Genomic DNA, 13,539 nt, shown 5'->3' with positions numbered 1-13,539 from the left:
CAGCTTTTGGCTGTTAGCTCATAACTTGAAGTAAGGATGGATTAAACAATATTTTAAACAGGTATTGAACCCGGTGAAAATTGGATTGTGAGACTTTAGGATTTTAAGATTATGAGACTGGAAACTTCCAATATCTTATAGTCTTATGGTCTTGTAATCTTACAGTCTAATCTTCCATTTCAATGAACGTTTAAAAAGAAAAAAGTAGTGGTGAGACTACTTTTTCTTCTTGTGACGGTTTGCTCTCGCACGTTTTTTTCTTTTGTGCGTCGCTACCTTATGTCTTTTTCTTTTTTTACCACTTGGCATAGTTGGTGATTTTGTGATTAATAAATATTTTTATTTTGCTTCGTTATTCGTTTTTACTCCTTCAACAAATACTTTTGCAGGTTTGAATGCTGGAATATTGTGTGCAGGAATTTTAATCGTCGTGTTCTTAGAGATATTTCTTCCTGTTTTTTCTGCTCTTGTTTTGATGATGAAACTACCAAAACCTCTTAAATAAACATTATCTCCTGTTTCTAATGAAGTTTTCACTTCTTCCATAAAAGATTCTACAGTGGCTTGAACGTCTCCTTTTTCAAGTCCTAACTTTTCTGAAATTTTCGCTACGATATCTGCTTTCGTCATTTTCTTTCTTGTTTAATAATTTTTTTGATTTATTTGAGGGTGCAAATATAGGAATTAAAAAAACAATTATTCAACCTAATTGATTAAAATTTAATTACATAATCTTTTACTTTTGTTCACCAAAAATTAATCATGGATTTCGCTAACTCATTAACCCGTTGGTATCTAAAAAATAAGCGCGATTTACCATGGCGTAACACCCGAAATCCTTATTTCATTTGGCTGTCTGAAATTATGCTGCAACAGACGCGCGTGGCTCAGGGAATGCCTTATTTTTTTGCATTCACCGATGCTTTTCCGACGGTTTTTGATCTCGCAAATGCCTCCGAAGAACAGGTTTTGAAGTTGTGGCAAGGCCTGGGCTATTATTCCCGTGCGAGAAATTTGCACAAAACGGCTCAATTTGTCGCTACGGAACTCGGTGGAAAATTTCCGGATACATATAAAGAGTTAATCAAATTAAAAGGTATCGGTGAATATACCGCTGCCGCAATCGCTTCTTTTTCTTTCGATGAAAATGTTCCGGTGGTCGATGGCAATGTGTTTCGCGTACTTTCAAGATATTTCGATATTGAAACTGATATATTATCTGGTGGCGCCAAAAAAGAATTCACGGCTTTGGCTTACGAATTAATGTCTAAGGACAATCCGGCTTTGTTCAATCAGGCGATTATGGAATTCGGTGCTTTGCAATGCGTGCCGAAAAATCCGAATTGTGAAGTTTGTCCTTTAAATAATGGTTGTCTTGCGTTGCAGAAAAACAAAGTCGATCAATTGCCCGTCAAATCAAAAAAAGCAAAAGCTAAAAACAGGTTCTTCAATTATGTTGTTTTTCTCGATGAAGATCAAAACACCATAATACAAAAACGATCCGATAAAGGAATTTGGCACAATCTGTATGAATTTCCTTTAATTGAGACCGAAACCGAAATTGATTTTGATTATTTTGTTGAACTTTTGAAGCAAAGGCAATTTATAGAAAACGAAGTGCTTTCGATTGAAGAAACCACTTCTGAAAGCCGCATACACAAACTCACGCACCAACATTTATACATCAAATTCCGGAAAGTTACCGTGTCGGGCAAGCTTAATAAAGCAATCGATTATGCGACTTTATTGACCTTTCCGTTTCCGATCGTGGTTTATAATTTTATAGAAAAGGATTGGAAATAGTTTTTAAAATTTTACTACATTTGGATAAATTACAATATCCCGAAAAAAATGAGCGGAACCTTAAACAAAGTTATGTTGATTGGTCACTTAGGTGAAGATGTAAAAATGCACTATTTTGACGGTGGCAACTGCATCGGAAGATTCCCTTTGGCGACCAACGAAACCTATATCAACAAATCGACCAACGAAAAAATTACTTCTACCGAATGGCACAATCTCGTCGTTCGCAACAAAGCAGCTGAAATCTGCGAAAAATACTTATCAAAAGGCGATAAAATTTATGTAGAAGGCCGAATCAAATCGCGCCAATGGCAAACCGAAGACGGTGTGACTAAATATACAACCGAAATTCAGGTTACGGAATTTACCTTTTTGACGGTTAAAAAAGAAATAGAATCCACCCGCGGCGACAAAGCCCCGAATTACGATACGAACCAAAATCCATTGCCGGAGAACGATATGCCGTTCTGATTGTTTAACTAACTGAACTTGATTTGGACCCGGAGCCCAGTTTTCATTTATTCTCAACCATCGATGCTGACTTACTCTTTGGTTTCCTCTGCATTTTTATATTGCTATTTTGTTCTGCTTTGGTGTCTGGTGCAGAAGTCGCTTACTTCTCCCTGACGCCTAAAGACCTCGACGATTGTGCTCAGAAGCATCCGGAGAAAGCCAAGATGATTACTTCGCTTTTGTCAAAACCCAAAAAACTCTTGGCTACTTTATTGGTTTCGATTAATTTCATCAATATTGGAATTGTCATTTTGTTTTCGGTGGTTTGCAACAGTTTGTTCGAATCGATCGCTTCACCGCTGTTGAAATTCATCGTCGAAGTGATTCTGGTCACCTTTTTAATCTTGTTGTTCGGTGAAGTTCTTCCTAAAATATATGCCAGCCGCAACAACATCAAATTCGCGAAGTTTTTCGTGTATCCTTTGTCGTTTTTAGATAAAATTCTTTCTCCGATTAGTTTGCCGATGCGCGCTATTACGGTGTTTTTGCATGACAAACTGGGCAAACAGAAAACCAATTTTTCGGTCGACCAACTCTCGAAAGCGCTCGAACTGACTTCTTCGGAAGATACTTCTCAGGAAGAACAAAAGATTCTCGAAGGCATCGTTTCGTTCGGGAATACCGATACCAAACAGGTCATGAGCCCGCGAATTGATATTTTTGCGCTAGAAATCGACGAATCGTTTTCAGAGATTATCCCAAAGATTTCAGAGAAAGGCTATTCGAGGATTCCGGTGTATCGTGACAATATCGATCATGTTGAAGGCGTGTTGTTTGTTAAGGATCTGATTCCGCACATCAGCAAAAAAGAATTCGATTGGAAAGCCTTGATCCGCGAACCGTTTTTCGTACCTGAAAACAAGAAACTCGACAATTTGCTCAAGGATTTCCAAAGTATGAAAAGCCATTTGGCCATTGTCGTGGATGAATATGGCGGCACTTCGGGATTGGTTTCTCTCGAAGATGTCATCGAAGAAATTGTCGGCGATATCAGCGATGAATTTGATGACGAAAATATCAGCTATTCGCAAATCGATGATAAGAATTTCCTGTTCGAAGGCAAAATCAACCTCAAGGATTTCTACAGGATCATTGACGTCGATGAAAACCTGTTCGAGGAAAGAAAAGGCGAAGCCGAAACCTTAGCAGGATTTTTATTGGAAGTGCTCGGCAATTTCCCCAAGAAAGCGCAGAAAATATATTTCGACAAATACCGTTTCACTATTGAGTCGGTCGACAAAAAACGCATCAAACAAATTAAAGTCACGATTGAATAAAAAGGTATGTTCCGAAAATTAATTCCTTCCATATTACTGTTCACCATTCTTTTTTCAATCTTCAGCTGTAAAAAAGACGTGCTTCCCAAACCTACAAGCCAGCTGCGCTTAGAATATCCAGTTGCAGAGTATGCCCATTTTGAAAATGCGTGCCCGTTTACTTTCGATATGAATGCCGATGCGATCATCAAAGAGAAATCAAGCTGCAACTTCACGATAGATTATCCTAAGATGAAAGCGACGATTTACCTAAGCTACAAACCTGTCAACAATAACATCAATGTATTGTTGCGCGATGCTCAGAAACTCACTTACGAACACGTAATCAAGGCCGATGATATTTTGGAACAGCCGTTCATCAATTCCGATAATAAAGTATATGGAATGTTTTATCAGGTTGATGGGAATGCCGCAACCAATGCGCAATTTTACGTCACGGACAGCATCAGACATTTTATAGATTGCTCAGTCTATTTTTACGCCAAACCCAATTTCGATTCGGTGATGCCCGCGGCGAGTTACGTCAAAAACGACATGCAACGCCTCATGGAAAGTTTGCGCTGGAAATAAAAAAGGAACCCTTTTGGAGTTCCTCATATATTTTAAAATTTCAGATTTCTTATTTAGATGCGACCATATTGGAAACTTTATAAGTCTTTCCGTCAGCGGTGGCTTCTACAATTTTTGTGATTGATTCCGGAGTTTGAAGCGAACTGTCAAAAGCAACCGTAGCGAGTTTTTTGTCAAAATCAACCGTAGCTTTCTGAACGCCATCAGTTTCCGATAATTCGTCCTGAATGGTTTTCGCACAACCAATAGCGCAGGTCATTCCGGTAATTGTAAAAGAGGCGGTTTCCACTTTTTCAGGATTGATGGCATGTTTTTCGGCAGCTGCGGTATTTTTCTCAGCAGGCGCGCTTGCAGTCTGTTTGCAGCTGGTAAATACCAAGCCTGAAAGCGAAGCGGCTATAAGTAATTTTGAAATATTCATAACGGGGATTTTATAAATGGGACAATTTGATCTTGCTTATTCGGGACAAAAATAACCAAAAAAAACAGCGACAATTCATAAAATTATTACAAATTTGAAGTCTTAACAAAGGATTATGATGGCCAAACAGCTCAAATGGATTTTACTTGCGGTACTCGCCCTGATTTGGGGAAGCTCATTCATACTGATTAAAAAAGGTTTGGTGGGATTGAATCCGTTTCAGTTGGGTTCGTTGCGGATTATTTTTGCTGCGTTGTTTTTATTGCTGATTGGCTTCAAAAGTTTGTCTAAAATTCCGTTGCAGCAATGGAAATTTATCGCGCTCACAGCCATGTTCGGGACTTTCATTCCGGCGTATTGCTTTGCGTTGGCGGAAACCAATATCGACAGTTCGATTACTTCGATACTCAATTCGCTGACACCCTTAAACGCATTGATTTTAGGAATTTTGATTTTCAAACTCGAATACAAAAGAGCGCAGGTTTTAGGCGTCATCATTGGTTTTATAGGGACGACATTGCTGATTCTGAATGGCGCGATGCACCATCCGAGCCAGAATTACGGCTATGCGACATTTGCGATTTTAGGCGCGCTTTGTTACGGAATCAATGTAAATCTGATTAAGAAATACCTTTCGGATTTAAGTCCGCTGAGTATCACCACCGGGAATTTTTTAGTGATGTCGATTCCCGCGAGCATCATTCTTTACTTTTCAGGTTTCTTTGATATTGTGCATCTTGAAAAAGTGCAACATTCCGCCGGTTTTATTTTGATTCTCGGTATTGTCGGAACCGGTGTGGCCAACATTCTTTTCTTCAAACTGATTCAGATGTCGTCGCCGGTTTTTGCCACTACGGTTACGTATCTGATTCCGATTGTCGCTTTCTTTTGGGGCGTTCTTGATGGCGAACTGTTGACTTTCGTACAATATATAGGTGCGGCGATTATATTGTTTGGCGTTTTTCTTTCCAGCAAAAAATAAAAAAAGCCGCCAAGATTGACAGCTTTTAGTGTTGGTTTGTATATCTTATTCGAAATCCGAATCGGAAATGCCTTCATTGATTTTGACATCGGTGATTGTGAGCAAGATATCCATGCCGATATTGACATTCATCACGTAAGGAATCTTAATGCCATTGACGTCTTGGTAATCGCTGAAAGTCGTCGTTTGCGAGATGGTTTCTGTTGCGGTTACCATTGATTTCGTTTCAGCTACTTTCAATCCGGATTTGACATCGAAGTAATATTTCGAATTGCCGTCTTTGATAATATAAGTGTCGGCGTCGTTGTAGGTTTCTATGCTTTCAAGGACGATATTCGGCTGGTTCAACAATTCCAATTCATCGAAAGGCACCGCGCTCGATTTCATTTTTTTCAATTCCTCGCCCGTGATTTCTTTTTTCTGGCCTTGCTGGATGATGTAAGCCGTTTTGTCATTGACCACTTGTTTGATCATTGACATGCCCATGACTTTGATTTCGCGCAATTGTTTGTGTGATGAAGTTGCTTTCGAAGTCAGTTCCACAGGTGCGCCCTGAAGGGTTCCCGAAGAAATCGTAACGAGTGATTTTACATTTTTCAAAGCTTTATCGCCACCGATGACTTTGATGTAATTTTCTAAAACGGATTTTGCCGTAACGCCAGTCGGAATCGCTCTTTTGTAATTCGGTTTCTCGGTTGGATTACCGTATTTGTCGAAATAGAATATCGGGATTTTGAGTTTTTCGAGTCCGGGCAAGACTTCTTCGCCTTTGCCAACAACAACAATACGCGCCTGCTCGGGATGGAAATATTTATTGGCTACGCGCAAAACATCGTCTGCGGTAACAGCTGAAATATTTTTGATGTAATTCTCGTAAAAATCTTCGGGCAATTCCTGGGTTTTAATTCTGAGTGCATAACCGGCAATCGTTTGGGGTTTTTCAATCTGCATCACAAATTGTCCGATGTAGCTTGCTTTGACGTTTTGCAGTTCGGAATCAGAGACTTTTTCAAGACGGATTCTTTTGATTTCCTTCAAGGTCTCAGCAACGGCGCTATCAGTTACAGCATTGCGGACTTCCGAATAGGCAATGAACCGTGTGATGTATTTGCTAGCCGCTAAATTCGAACCGGCATCATAAGTCCAGGCGTGCTTTTCCCTCAAATTCGACATCATATAACTGTTGTAATCGCCGCCTAAAATCTGATTGGCTACAATGACCGCGAAATAATCCTTGTCGGACATTTTGAGATGGTTTAAGTTCATCACAGAAATTTCAGATTGCACGGCGTTTGGCATATCTACAAAAGCAATTTGTGTATACTGTACGTCTCTAGGGTCGGAATAGCTGTTATTAGGCGCGGAAGCTTTGAGCCACGAACTGAACAGCGTTTCGATTTGGATTTTGATGTCATTAAAAGTTACGTCGCCGACTACGACCAGATAAGCATTTTCGGGAACGAAATACGTATTGTAATTCAGGATCACATCGGCGAAAGTAATGTTGTTGAGCGTAGCCTCAGACGTGAATTCACCAAAAGGATGGTTTTTTCCATATGCCAGAACATTTTCCACACGTCTTGAAACGCCTGTAACACTTTTCTCGGTCGCTTTGAGGCTTTCGATGAGTTTGGTTTTCTGTTTGTCGAATTCGCTTTGTGTAAATACCGTATGCAAGGCACCTTCGGACATGAGTTCTAAAATCCGTTTGGAATATTTTGACAATCCGCTGGCATAAGCACCGCTGTTACTGAAGTTGATTTCAGCGCCAAGAAAATCAACTTCTTCATTGAAGGCGTCTTTTGAGATGGTTTCGCTGCCGCTTCCGATAAGCAAACTTGTCAGTGTGGACACGCCTTTTCTATTGCCTTCAGCGTATGGCGCGTTGTCGATGGACAAATTGAAAGAGACGCGGGGCAGTTTATGGTTTTCAACGACCATGACTTTCAAACCGTTGGTCAGTTCAAAGTATTGGGGTTTGCCGATATTAATGCTTGGTGCCGGACCTGATTTAGGTTGAATATCATTCTGGGCTTGTAGAGTCGAACTCAGCAAGCAACTTATGATAAGGAAAAATTTATTTTTCATGGGTTCGATTAGTTTTGGGATGGTTCTTTGGCTGGAACATAGTCGAGTAACAATCGTTGGTTTGGGTTTAGGTATTTTTTGGCCACCGAACGGATTTCTTCGCGTGTGATTGAACGGTACATTTCGATATCGGTATTGATCAGGTTGACATCGCCATACAATAGATAATAACTTGCTAAATTTTCTGCAATGCCTTCTATGTTCGCGTTGTTGTTGACAAAATCATTTTCAATTGTGTTCTGGAGTTTCTGGAAATCGCGTTCAGAAATCAAATCCGTTTGAAGTTTGACGATTTCCTCATCCATTTCTTTGAGGATGCTTTCTGTGGTATTTTGCCCTAAAGGAAGTCCGAAAAGTACATAAGCGCCATAATCTTCCTGATTCATGGATAATGTGCCAACCTGAAGCGCCATTTTTTTGTCATCGACGATTTTTTTGTACAATCTTGAACTTTTCCCTTCGCTTAATAAAGTTGAAATCAGTTCTAAAACTCTTGCGTCGCGTGTTTTCATTGAAGGGGTGCGATACGCGGCTACGATGCCCGGAATCTGAATGTTCGGATCTTCAAAACGCGCTTTTAGGGTTTGCGTAATAGGCTCTTCAGTAATGTTGATGTTTTCCACTGATTCGCCTTTTTTGATGATACCGAAATATTTTTTGATCCATTCTTTGGCTTGAGCCGATTCGAAATTTCCGGCTACGACCAGCACGGCGTTGTTCGGCACATAGAACTTTTTGTGGAACGCCTGAAATTCTTCGAGTGTGGCCGCGTCGATATGATCCATCGAACCGTCAATATCCCACCGGTACGGATGCTTGAAAAACAAATGGCTTTTGACTTCCTTGAAGACGTTTCCATAAGGTTGGTTATCGACTTTGAGTCGTTTTTCTTCTTTGACGACTTCCTTTTGCGTATCGACCCCGATTTGGTTGATGACCGGATGCAGCATGCGTTCGGCTTCCATCCACAGGCCAAGTTCCAGATTATTCGATGGGAAAACCTCATAATAATAAGTGCGATCAACCGAAGTATTCGCATTGTTGACGCCGCCGTTTCCCGAAACGATTTTCATCCATTGGCCGCGACCGATGTTTTTGGTGCCTTCAAACAAAAGGTGTTCAAAGAAATGGGCGAAACCGGTTCTGTTCGGGTTTTCATTTTTGGTGCCGACATGATACATGACCGAAGTGATGATGACCGGCGCAGATTTGTCCTGATGCAAAATCACGTGAAGTCCGTTGTCTAAGGTGAATTCTTCAAAAACGACTTTCTGAGCCGATGCCACGCAGACAAAGGTGAAAGCGCCGATAGCGAGTAGGATTTTTTTCATAGAAAGAAATTTAAATCTTTAGCGGTTGGTTTGGCAAACGCGTTGCATCAAAAATACTTTTTTAATTAAAAGTGAGGATATTTTCGGATGAAATAATTTTTTTCCCCAAGTAGTTGCGAGAATGGGATTTAGTTGTATATTTGCATCCATTTTATAAACAAATAAACATCATTGTTATGTACGCAATCGTAGAGATAGCAGGGCAACAATTTAAAGTAAGCAAAGACTTAAAGGTTTATGTTCATCGTTTAGCTAATGAAGAAGGTTCAAAAGTTTCTTTTGATAAAGTTCTTTTATTGGATGACAATGGCACAATCACTTTAGGCGCCCCGGCTGTAGAAGGTGCTTCAGTAGAAGCCAAAGTGTTACAACACTTAAAAGGAGACAAAGTAATCGTTTTCAAAAAGAAAAGAAGAAAAGGATTCAAAAAGAGAAACGGTCACAGACAGTATCTTACTCAAATTGTAATCGAAGGCATCAGCGCGACTGGTACTAAAAAGAAAGCAGCTGCTAAAAAAGCAGAACCTGCAGATGAAACAACTGAAGCATAATTAACATTAAAAACTAATACGTCATGGCTCACAAGAAAGGTGTCGGTAGTTCCAAGAATGGTAGAGAATCAGAATCGAAACGTTTAGGTGTTAAGATTTATGGAGGTCAGGCTGCTATTGCCGGGAACATCATCGTAAGACAAAGAGGTTCTAAACACAATCCAGGAGAAAACGTTTACATCAGTAAAGATCACACTTTACATGCAAAGGTTGATGGAGTGGTACAGTTCCAAAAGAAAAAAGACAACAAATCATACGTTTCTATCGTTGCTTTTGAAGCATAGGGAATAAAGATTTTTTGGATATTAAAAAACCCGATTCATTGGAATCGGGTTTTTTGTTGGGTTTTATTTGACGATCAGTTTCCTGATTTCGCTGTGGTTACTTTGATCGGTGAATTTCACGATATAAGTTCCTGCTGCCATTCCGTTGGTTTGGAAAGGAAAGTTGATAGAAGCATCTAAAGAAATCGTATTTTCTTTTACTATTTTTCCTTGCATATCTGTCACTGAATATTGTAATTGCTTAGCGTAAGGCCAATTGAGATTGAATAGTATCAGAGCATTGCCCTGAACAGGATAACTGATGGTTACGAATGAATTGTTTTTAATCTGATCGGCCAACCCTAAAACGACATTTCCGATGTTGATGCCTCCGACATTCATGACATAATCTGAAACGGCCGTTGCTGAATCGAAACGCAGTCCGACCATCGCCATTTCGCGCCCGGAATATTCCAGAGGAAGTGCTATTTCTCCATAGGTCCAGTTGTTTCCAAGACCAAAACCGCCAATGACCGGGAATTCATATTTTTGCGCGATGTTGTCACTAAAAACAACCAATAATTTCATTTTGGTGTCATTCACATCAGTACATTTATAAAAAAGATTGAAGGTATATACGCCTTCAGTAATCTGGAGTTTTGTTTTATACAACATCAAATCGATGGCATGGTTTGCCGTTAAGTTCCCTGCAATTTTTATAGAATTGCCATTCGAAAGCGCATCGGTAAAATCCCAATTGGCCGCAAGCACATTGTTTTCTGAAAATGCCCATTGCCAAGTCGGTAAAATGGCCTGTTTGTTCATATCGTGCCAACTATCGGAGCTGGTTTGTGTCCCAAGATTGAATTTTTTAGTGCCATGACCTGTGCAAAAGTCAGTTTCAAAAGGGATTGAATTGATTACGGAAACTTCCGGAAGCCAATTTGCCAAACCTTTAAAGCCTGTCGCATCTACAGTCGCGGGATTATTGTCATCACCAGAGAACAAATGATTCTCGGCATTGTAGAATGAAGTAAAATCCGTTGGGTCATTATTGAAATTGGTGTAAGTTGAATTATTGTAAACACAGTTCGGCGCAAAAATCCCCAACGAAGTAACAGGCGTCGTGGCATTTTCATGCAGATTGGTCATAAAAGTGTTTCCATTGGTTTCAAAATTACCTTGGTTTCTTCCGGGCCAAATATCAACTCCGGTAAAAACATCAAAAGAAGACCTGCCGATCAGATCCGCACGGGTTCTCGATGATAAGGGAAATGCACTGCTGCCCCATCCAAAATTAATAAAGATATTGCTGCTTACGCGTGTTTCAAAAGATCCGTTGCTATCCTGATCGTCCTGAACAAACGGACTGTTGTTTGCGGTGAGCCTGTTTTGCCAACCCACGGCGCCACTGAGCCTCATGGCATCGTACCACATAATTTCTTTACCTAAAGCTTCCGCCTGTGCTGTAAGATCGCGTACAAAATCATGCATGAGTACAGCGGTAGCAGCGTTGGTAGCGGTTTCCTGATTGATGAACCAACCGTCAAAATTATAGTATTGCATCATTGCGATCATTTTGGGAATGGCTACAAAATTCCCATTGATGTCTTGTTCAAGAAAATTGGTCAATGTTGCCGTCGAGCCACCAAAAGCGGTAGGCGCGAAGAATACATTTCCAAAGACTTTGACACCATTTTTATGGGCGGCATTCACCCAAGGAGAAGAGGGCAATTGGATGGTTTGTGATGCCGTACCGCCGAACCAAACCAATTTGTCAATATAAGCCCAATGGGTGAAATTGTATAGGTTGAACTGGCTTTGCTCACCATAATAATTCCCGAAATTATTCATGCCATCGGGTAAATAGGCAATTTTCATGTCATCAGACAATGCCGGATTGAATTGTGTTGCTGAATTTGTAAAACGTGGTGCAAGATTTACAGTCGAAATTAAGTTCGTAGAAGCTGTAACGCCTGAAGTTGTCCATTGTTTTAATTCATTCACCGTCAAAATATACGGAGCGGTGTTGATGATTTGTGAAAAGGAATGCATTCCTACCAGTAGCAGTCCGAAAATGGTAATTTTTTTGTTCATGCGTTTATATTTTTTTGGAATAAATGAACCTTACGGTTTCAAGGTGTTGTTGTTGAGTGGTTAATAATGAAAGTAAATATAAATAAAAAACCCTCACTTTTCAGCAAGGGTTTTCTTATAATCTCAAGATCCTAAAATCTTACAATGTAATTTAGTATCTGTAATACTCCGGTTTAAACGGCCCTTTCACTTCTACACCAATATAAGCTGCTTGATCGTCTCTCAAAGTTTCAAGCTCAACGCCTAATTTCTCTAAGTGTAAAGCCGCTACTTTTTCATCTAAATGTTTAGGTAACATATAAACTTCATTGTTGTAGTTCGCGCTGTTTTTCCACAATTCGATTTGTGCCAAAGTTTGGTTGGTGAATGAGTTACTCATCACAAAACTTGGGTGGCCTGTAGCGCAACCTAAGTTCACCAAACGGCCTTCAGCCAAAATGATGATGTCTTTTCCTGCAATCGTGTATTTGTCAACCTGTGGTTTGATTTCGATTTTAGATGCACCATGGTTTTTGTTCAACCAAGCCATGTCGATTTCATTGTCGAAATGACCGATGTTACAAACGATGGTTTTGTCTTTCATTTGCTCGAAGTGGCTTCCCAAAACGATGTCTTTGTTTCCTGTGGTCGTGATGATGATATCAGCATTTCCTACAACAGTATTTAATTTTTTAACCTCAAATCCGTCCATCGCAGCTTGCAATGCACAAATCGGGTCGATTTCAGTAACGGTAACGATAGAGCCAGCACCTCTGAAAGAAGCAGCAGTTCCTTTACCAACGTCTCCGTATCCGCAAACAACCACTCTTTTTCCAGCCAACATAATGTCAGTAGCACGACGAACCGCATCCACTGCAGATTCTTTACAACCGTATTTGTTGTCGAATTTAGATTTAGTAACCGAATCATTCACATTGATGGCTGGCATCACCAAAGTTCCGTTTTTCATTCTTTCGTATAATCTGTGAACACCCGTAGTAGTTTCTTCAGACAATCCTTTGATTCCAGGAACCAATTCCGGGTAACGGTCGAAAACCATGTTGGTCAAATCACCACCATCATCCAAAATCATGTTCAATGGTTTTCTGTCTTCACCAAAGAATAAGGTTTGCTCGATACACCAGTCAAAATCCACTTCGTTAAGACCTTTCCAAGCGTAAACCTGAATGCCCGCAGCAGCAATTGCAGCAGCAGCCTGATCCTGAGTCGAGAAAATATTACAAGAAGACCAAGTCACTTCAGCGCCCAAAGCGATCAAAGTCTCAATCAAAACCGCCGTCTGGATCGTCATGTGAAGACAACCTGCAATACGCGCACCTTTCAACGGTTGTTCGTTTTTGTATTCTCTGCGAAGCGCCATCAATCCCGGCATTTCAGCTTCCGCCAATTCAATTTCTTTTCTTCCCCAAGCGGCAAGAGAAATGTCTTTTACTTTGTAAGCCACAAAAGGCATCGTCGTAGTACTCATTTATATTATATTTGTTGTTATAAAATTTTCGGCAAATTTAGGCATTAACTTAGAAATTAAAAAACATTTGTTCATAATTATCAGTTGTTTAATACTGTAAAGTTTTAAAAATCAATAAAATAATTTTTTTCAGGAGCTCATCCCGCTATCCGTTCCCAATCTTTCGCGCCGAACA

General features: G+C 40.1%; 13 protein-coding genes. 7 read left to right on the top strand and 6 right to left on the bottom strand.

Features of this window, described 5'->3' with window-relative positions; genetic code table 11:
- Window positions 1-339 precede the first annotated feature (339 nt).
- A complete protein-coding gene (locus Q0058_RS03650; protein WP_166333787.1) occupies window positions 340-630 on the bottom strand; it encodes an HU family DNA-binding protein in 291 nt (96 codons plus the stop codon).
- Between the two features lie 132 nt (window positions 631-762).
- On the opposite strand from Q0058_RS03650, the gene mutY reads away from it, so the two are divergent.
- Genes mutY through gldD form a run of 4 tightly spaced genes read left to right on the top strand, consistent with a single transcriptional unit; the run spans window position 763 to window position 4,163 of the window.
- A complete protein-coding gene (gene mutY / locus Q0058_RS03645; protein ID WP_298221375.1) occupies window positions 763-1,803 on the top strand; it encodes an A/G-specific adenine glycosylase in 1,041 nt (346 codons plus the stop codon).
- 48 nt (window positions 1,804-1,851) lie between these two features.
- Window positions 1,852-2,274: a single-stranded DNA-binding protein gene (gene ssb, locus Q0058_RS03640; protein ID WP_298221374.1), complete on the top strand. Its 423-nt coding sequence runs from the start codon at window positions 1,852-1,854 to the stop codon at window positions 2,272-2,274.
- 23 nt (window positions 2,275-2,297) lie between these two features.
- On the top strand, window positions 2,298-3,593 hold the full coding sequence (locus Q0058_RS03635) for a gliding motility-associated protein GldE (RefSeq protein ID WP_298221373.1): 1,296 nt from the start codon (window positions 2,298-2,300) through the stop codon (window positions 3,591-3,593).
- A 6-nt stretch (window positions 3,594-3,599) separates the two neighbouring features.
- On the top strand, window positions 3,600-4,163 hold the full coding sequence (gldD, locus tag Q0058_RS03630; protein ID WP_298221372.1) for a gliding motility lipoprotein GldD: 564 nt from the start codon (window positions 3,600-3,602) through the stop codon (window positions 4,161-4,163).
- Between the two features lie 49 nt (window positions 4,164-4,212).
- On the opposite strand, the gene Q0058_RS03625 is transcribed toward gldD, so the two are convergent.
- Window positions 4,213-4,584 (bottom strand): heavy metal-associated domain-containing protein, encoded by a 372-nt coding sequence (locus tag Q0058_RS03625; protein ID WP_298221371.1) that lies wholly within the window; start codon window positions 4,582-4,584, stop codon window positions 4,213-4,215.
- 115 nt (window positions 4,585-4,699) lie between these two features.
- Between Q0058_RS03625 and Q0058_RS03620 the strand changes: the two genes are divergently transcribed.
- The gene (locus tag Q0058_RS03620; RefSeq protein ID WP_298221370.1) at window positions 4,700-5,566 is read left to right on the top strand and encodes a DMT family transporter; all 867 of its coding nucleotides are present in this window, start codon (window positions 4,700-4,702) and stop codon (window positions 5,564-5,566) included.
- Between the two features lie 45 nt (window positions 5,567-5,611).
- Here Q0058_RS03620 and Q0058_RS03615 read toward each other — a convergent pair whose 3' ends face one another.
- Window positions 5,612-7,654, bottom strand: a complete 2,043-nt coding sequence (locus Q0058_RS03615; RefSeq protein WP_298221369.1) for a pitrilysin family protein — start codon at window positions 7,652-7,654, stop codon at window positions 5,612-5,614.
- An 8-nt stretch (window positions 7,655-7,662) separates the two neighbouring features.
- A complete protein-coding gene (locus Q0058_RS03610; protein ID WP_298221368.1) occupies window positions 7,663-8,985 on the bottom strand; it encodes a pitrilysin family protein in 1,323 nt (440 codons plus the stop codon).
- 176 nt (window positions 8,986-9,161) lie between these two features.
- On the opposite strand from Q0058_RS03610, the gene rplU reads away from it, so the two are divergent.
- Window positions 9,162-9,536 (top strand): 50S ribosomal protein L21, encoded by a 375-nt coding sequence (rplU, locus tag Q0058_RS03605; protein ID WP_298221367.1) that lies wholly within the window; start codon window positions 9,162-9,164, stop codon window positions 9,534-9,536.
- A gap of 23 nt (window positions 9,537-9,559) precedes the next feature.
- Window positions 9,560-9,820, top strand: a complete 261-nt coding sequence (rpmA, locus tag Q0058_RS03600; RefSeq protein ID WP_298221366.1) for a 50S ribosomal protein L27 — start codon at window positions 9,560-9,562, stop codon at window positions 9,818-9,820.
- 63 nt (window positions 9,821-9,883) lie between these two features.
- On the opposite strand, the gene Q0058_RS03595 is transcribed toward rpmA, so the two are convergent.
- Both Q0058_RS03595 and ahcY read right to left on the bottom strand, forming a co-directional pair.
- On the bottom strand, window positions 9,884-11,896 hold the full coding sequence (locus Q0058_RS03595) for a T9SS type A sorting domain-containing protein (protein WP_298221365.1): 2,013 nt from the start codon (window positions 11,894-11,896) through the stop codon (window positions 9,884-9,886).
- Between the two features lie 151 nt (window positions 11,897-12,047).
- The gene (gene ahcY / locus Q0058_RS03590; protein WP_298221364.1) at window positions 12,048-13,364 is read right to left on the bottom strand and encodes an adenosylhomocysteinase; all 1,317 of its coding nucleotides are present in this window, start codon (window positions 13,362-13,364) and stop codon (window positions 12,048-12,050) included.
- Window positions 13,365-13,539 lie beyond the last annotated feature (175 nt).

The sequence above is a fragment of the Flavobacterium sp. genome (genome assembly GCF_027484705.1).
GTDB lineage: Bacteria > Bacteroidota > Bacteroidia > Flavobacteriales > Flavobacteriaceae > Flavobacterium.
This window is presented reverse-complemented; position numbering and strand designations above follow the sequence as displayed.

Bases quoted from the DNA above. Each gene is read 5' to 3' on its own strand.
- Q0058_RS03615 (WP_298221369.1), bottom strand. From the start codon at position 7,654: ATGAAAAATAAATTTTTCCTTATCATAAGTTGCTTGCTGAGTTCGACT.
- Q0058_RS03625 (WP_298221371.1), bottom strand. From the start codon at position 4,584: ATGAATATTTCAAAATTACTTATAGCCGCTTCGCTTTCAGGCTTGGTA.
- gldD (WP_298221372.1), top strand. From the start codon at position 3,600: ATGTTCCGAAAATTAATTCCTTCCATATTACTGTTCACCATTCTTTTT.
- rpmA (WP_298221366.1), top strand. From the start codon at position 9,560: ATGGCTCACAAGAAAGGTGTCGGTAGTTCCAAGAATGGTAGAGAATCA.
- Q0058_RS03595 (WP_298221365.1), bottom strand. From the start codon at position 11,896: ATGAACAAAAAAATTACCATTTTCGGACTGCTACTGGTAGGAATGCAT.
- Q0058_RS03620 (WP_298221370.1), top strand. From the start codon at position 4,700: ATGATGGCCAAACAGCTCAAATGGATTTTACTTGCGGTACTCGCCCTG.
- ahcY (WP_298221364.1), bottom strand. From the start codon at position 13,364: ATGAGTACTACGACGATGCCTTTTGTGGCTTACAAAGTAAAAGACATT.
- ssb (WP_298221374.1), top strand. From the start codon at position 1,852: ATGAGCGGAACCTTAAACAAAGTTATGTTGATTGGTCACTTAGGTGAA.
- rplU (WP_298221367.1), top strand. From the start codon at position 9,162: ATGTACGCAATCGTAGAGATAGCAGGGCAACAATTTAAAGTAAGCAAA.
- Q0058_RS03610 (WP_298221368.1), bottom strand. From the start codon at position 8,985: ATGAAAAAAATCCTACTCGCTATCGGCGCTTTCACCTTTGTCTGCGTG.
- mutY (WP_298221375.1), top strand. From the start codon at position 763: ATGGATTTCGCTAACTCATTAACCCGTTGGTATCTAAAAAATAAGCGC.
- Q0058_RS03650 (WP_166333787.1), bottom strand. From the start codon at position 630: ATGACGAAAGCAGATATCGTAGCGAAAATTTCAGAAAAGTTAGGACTT.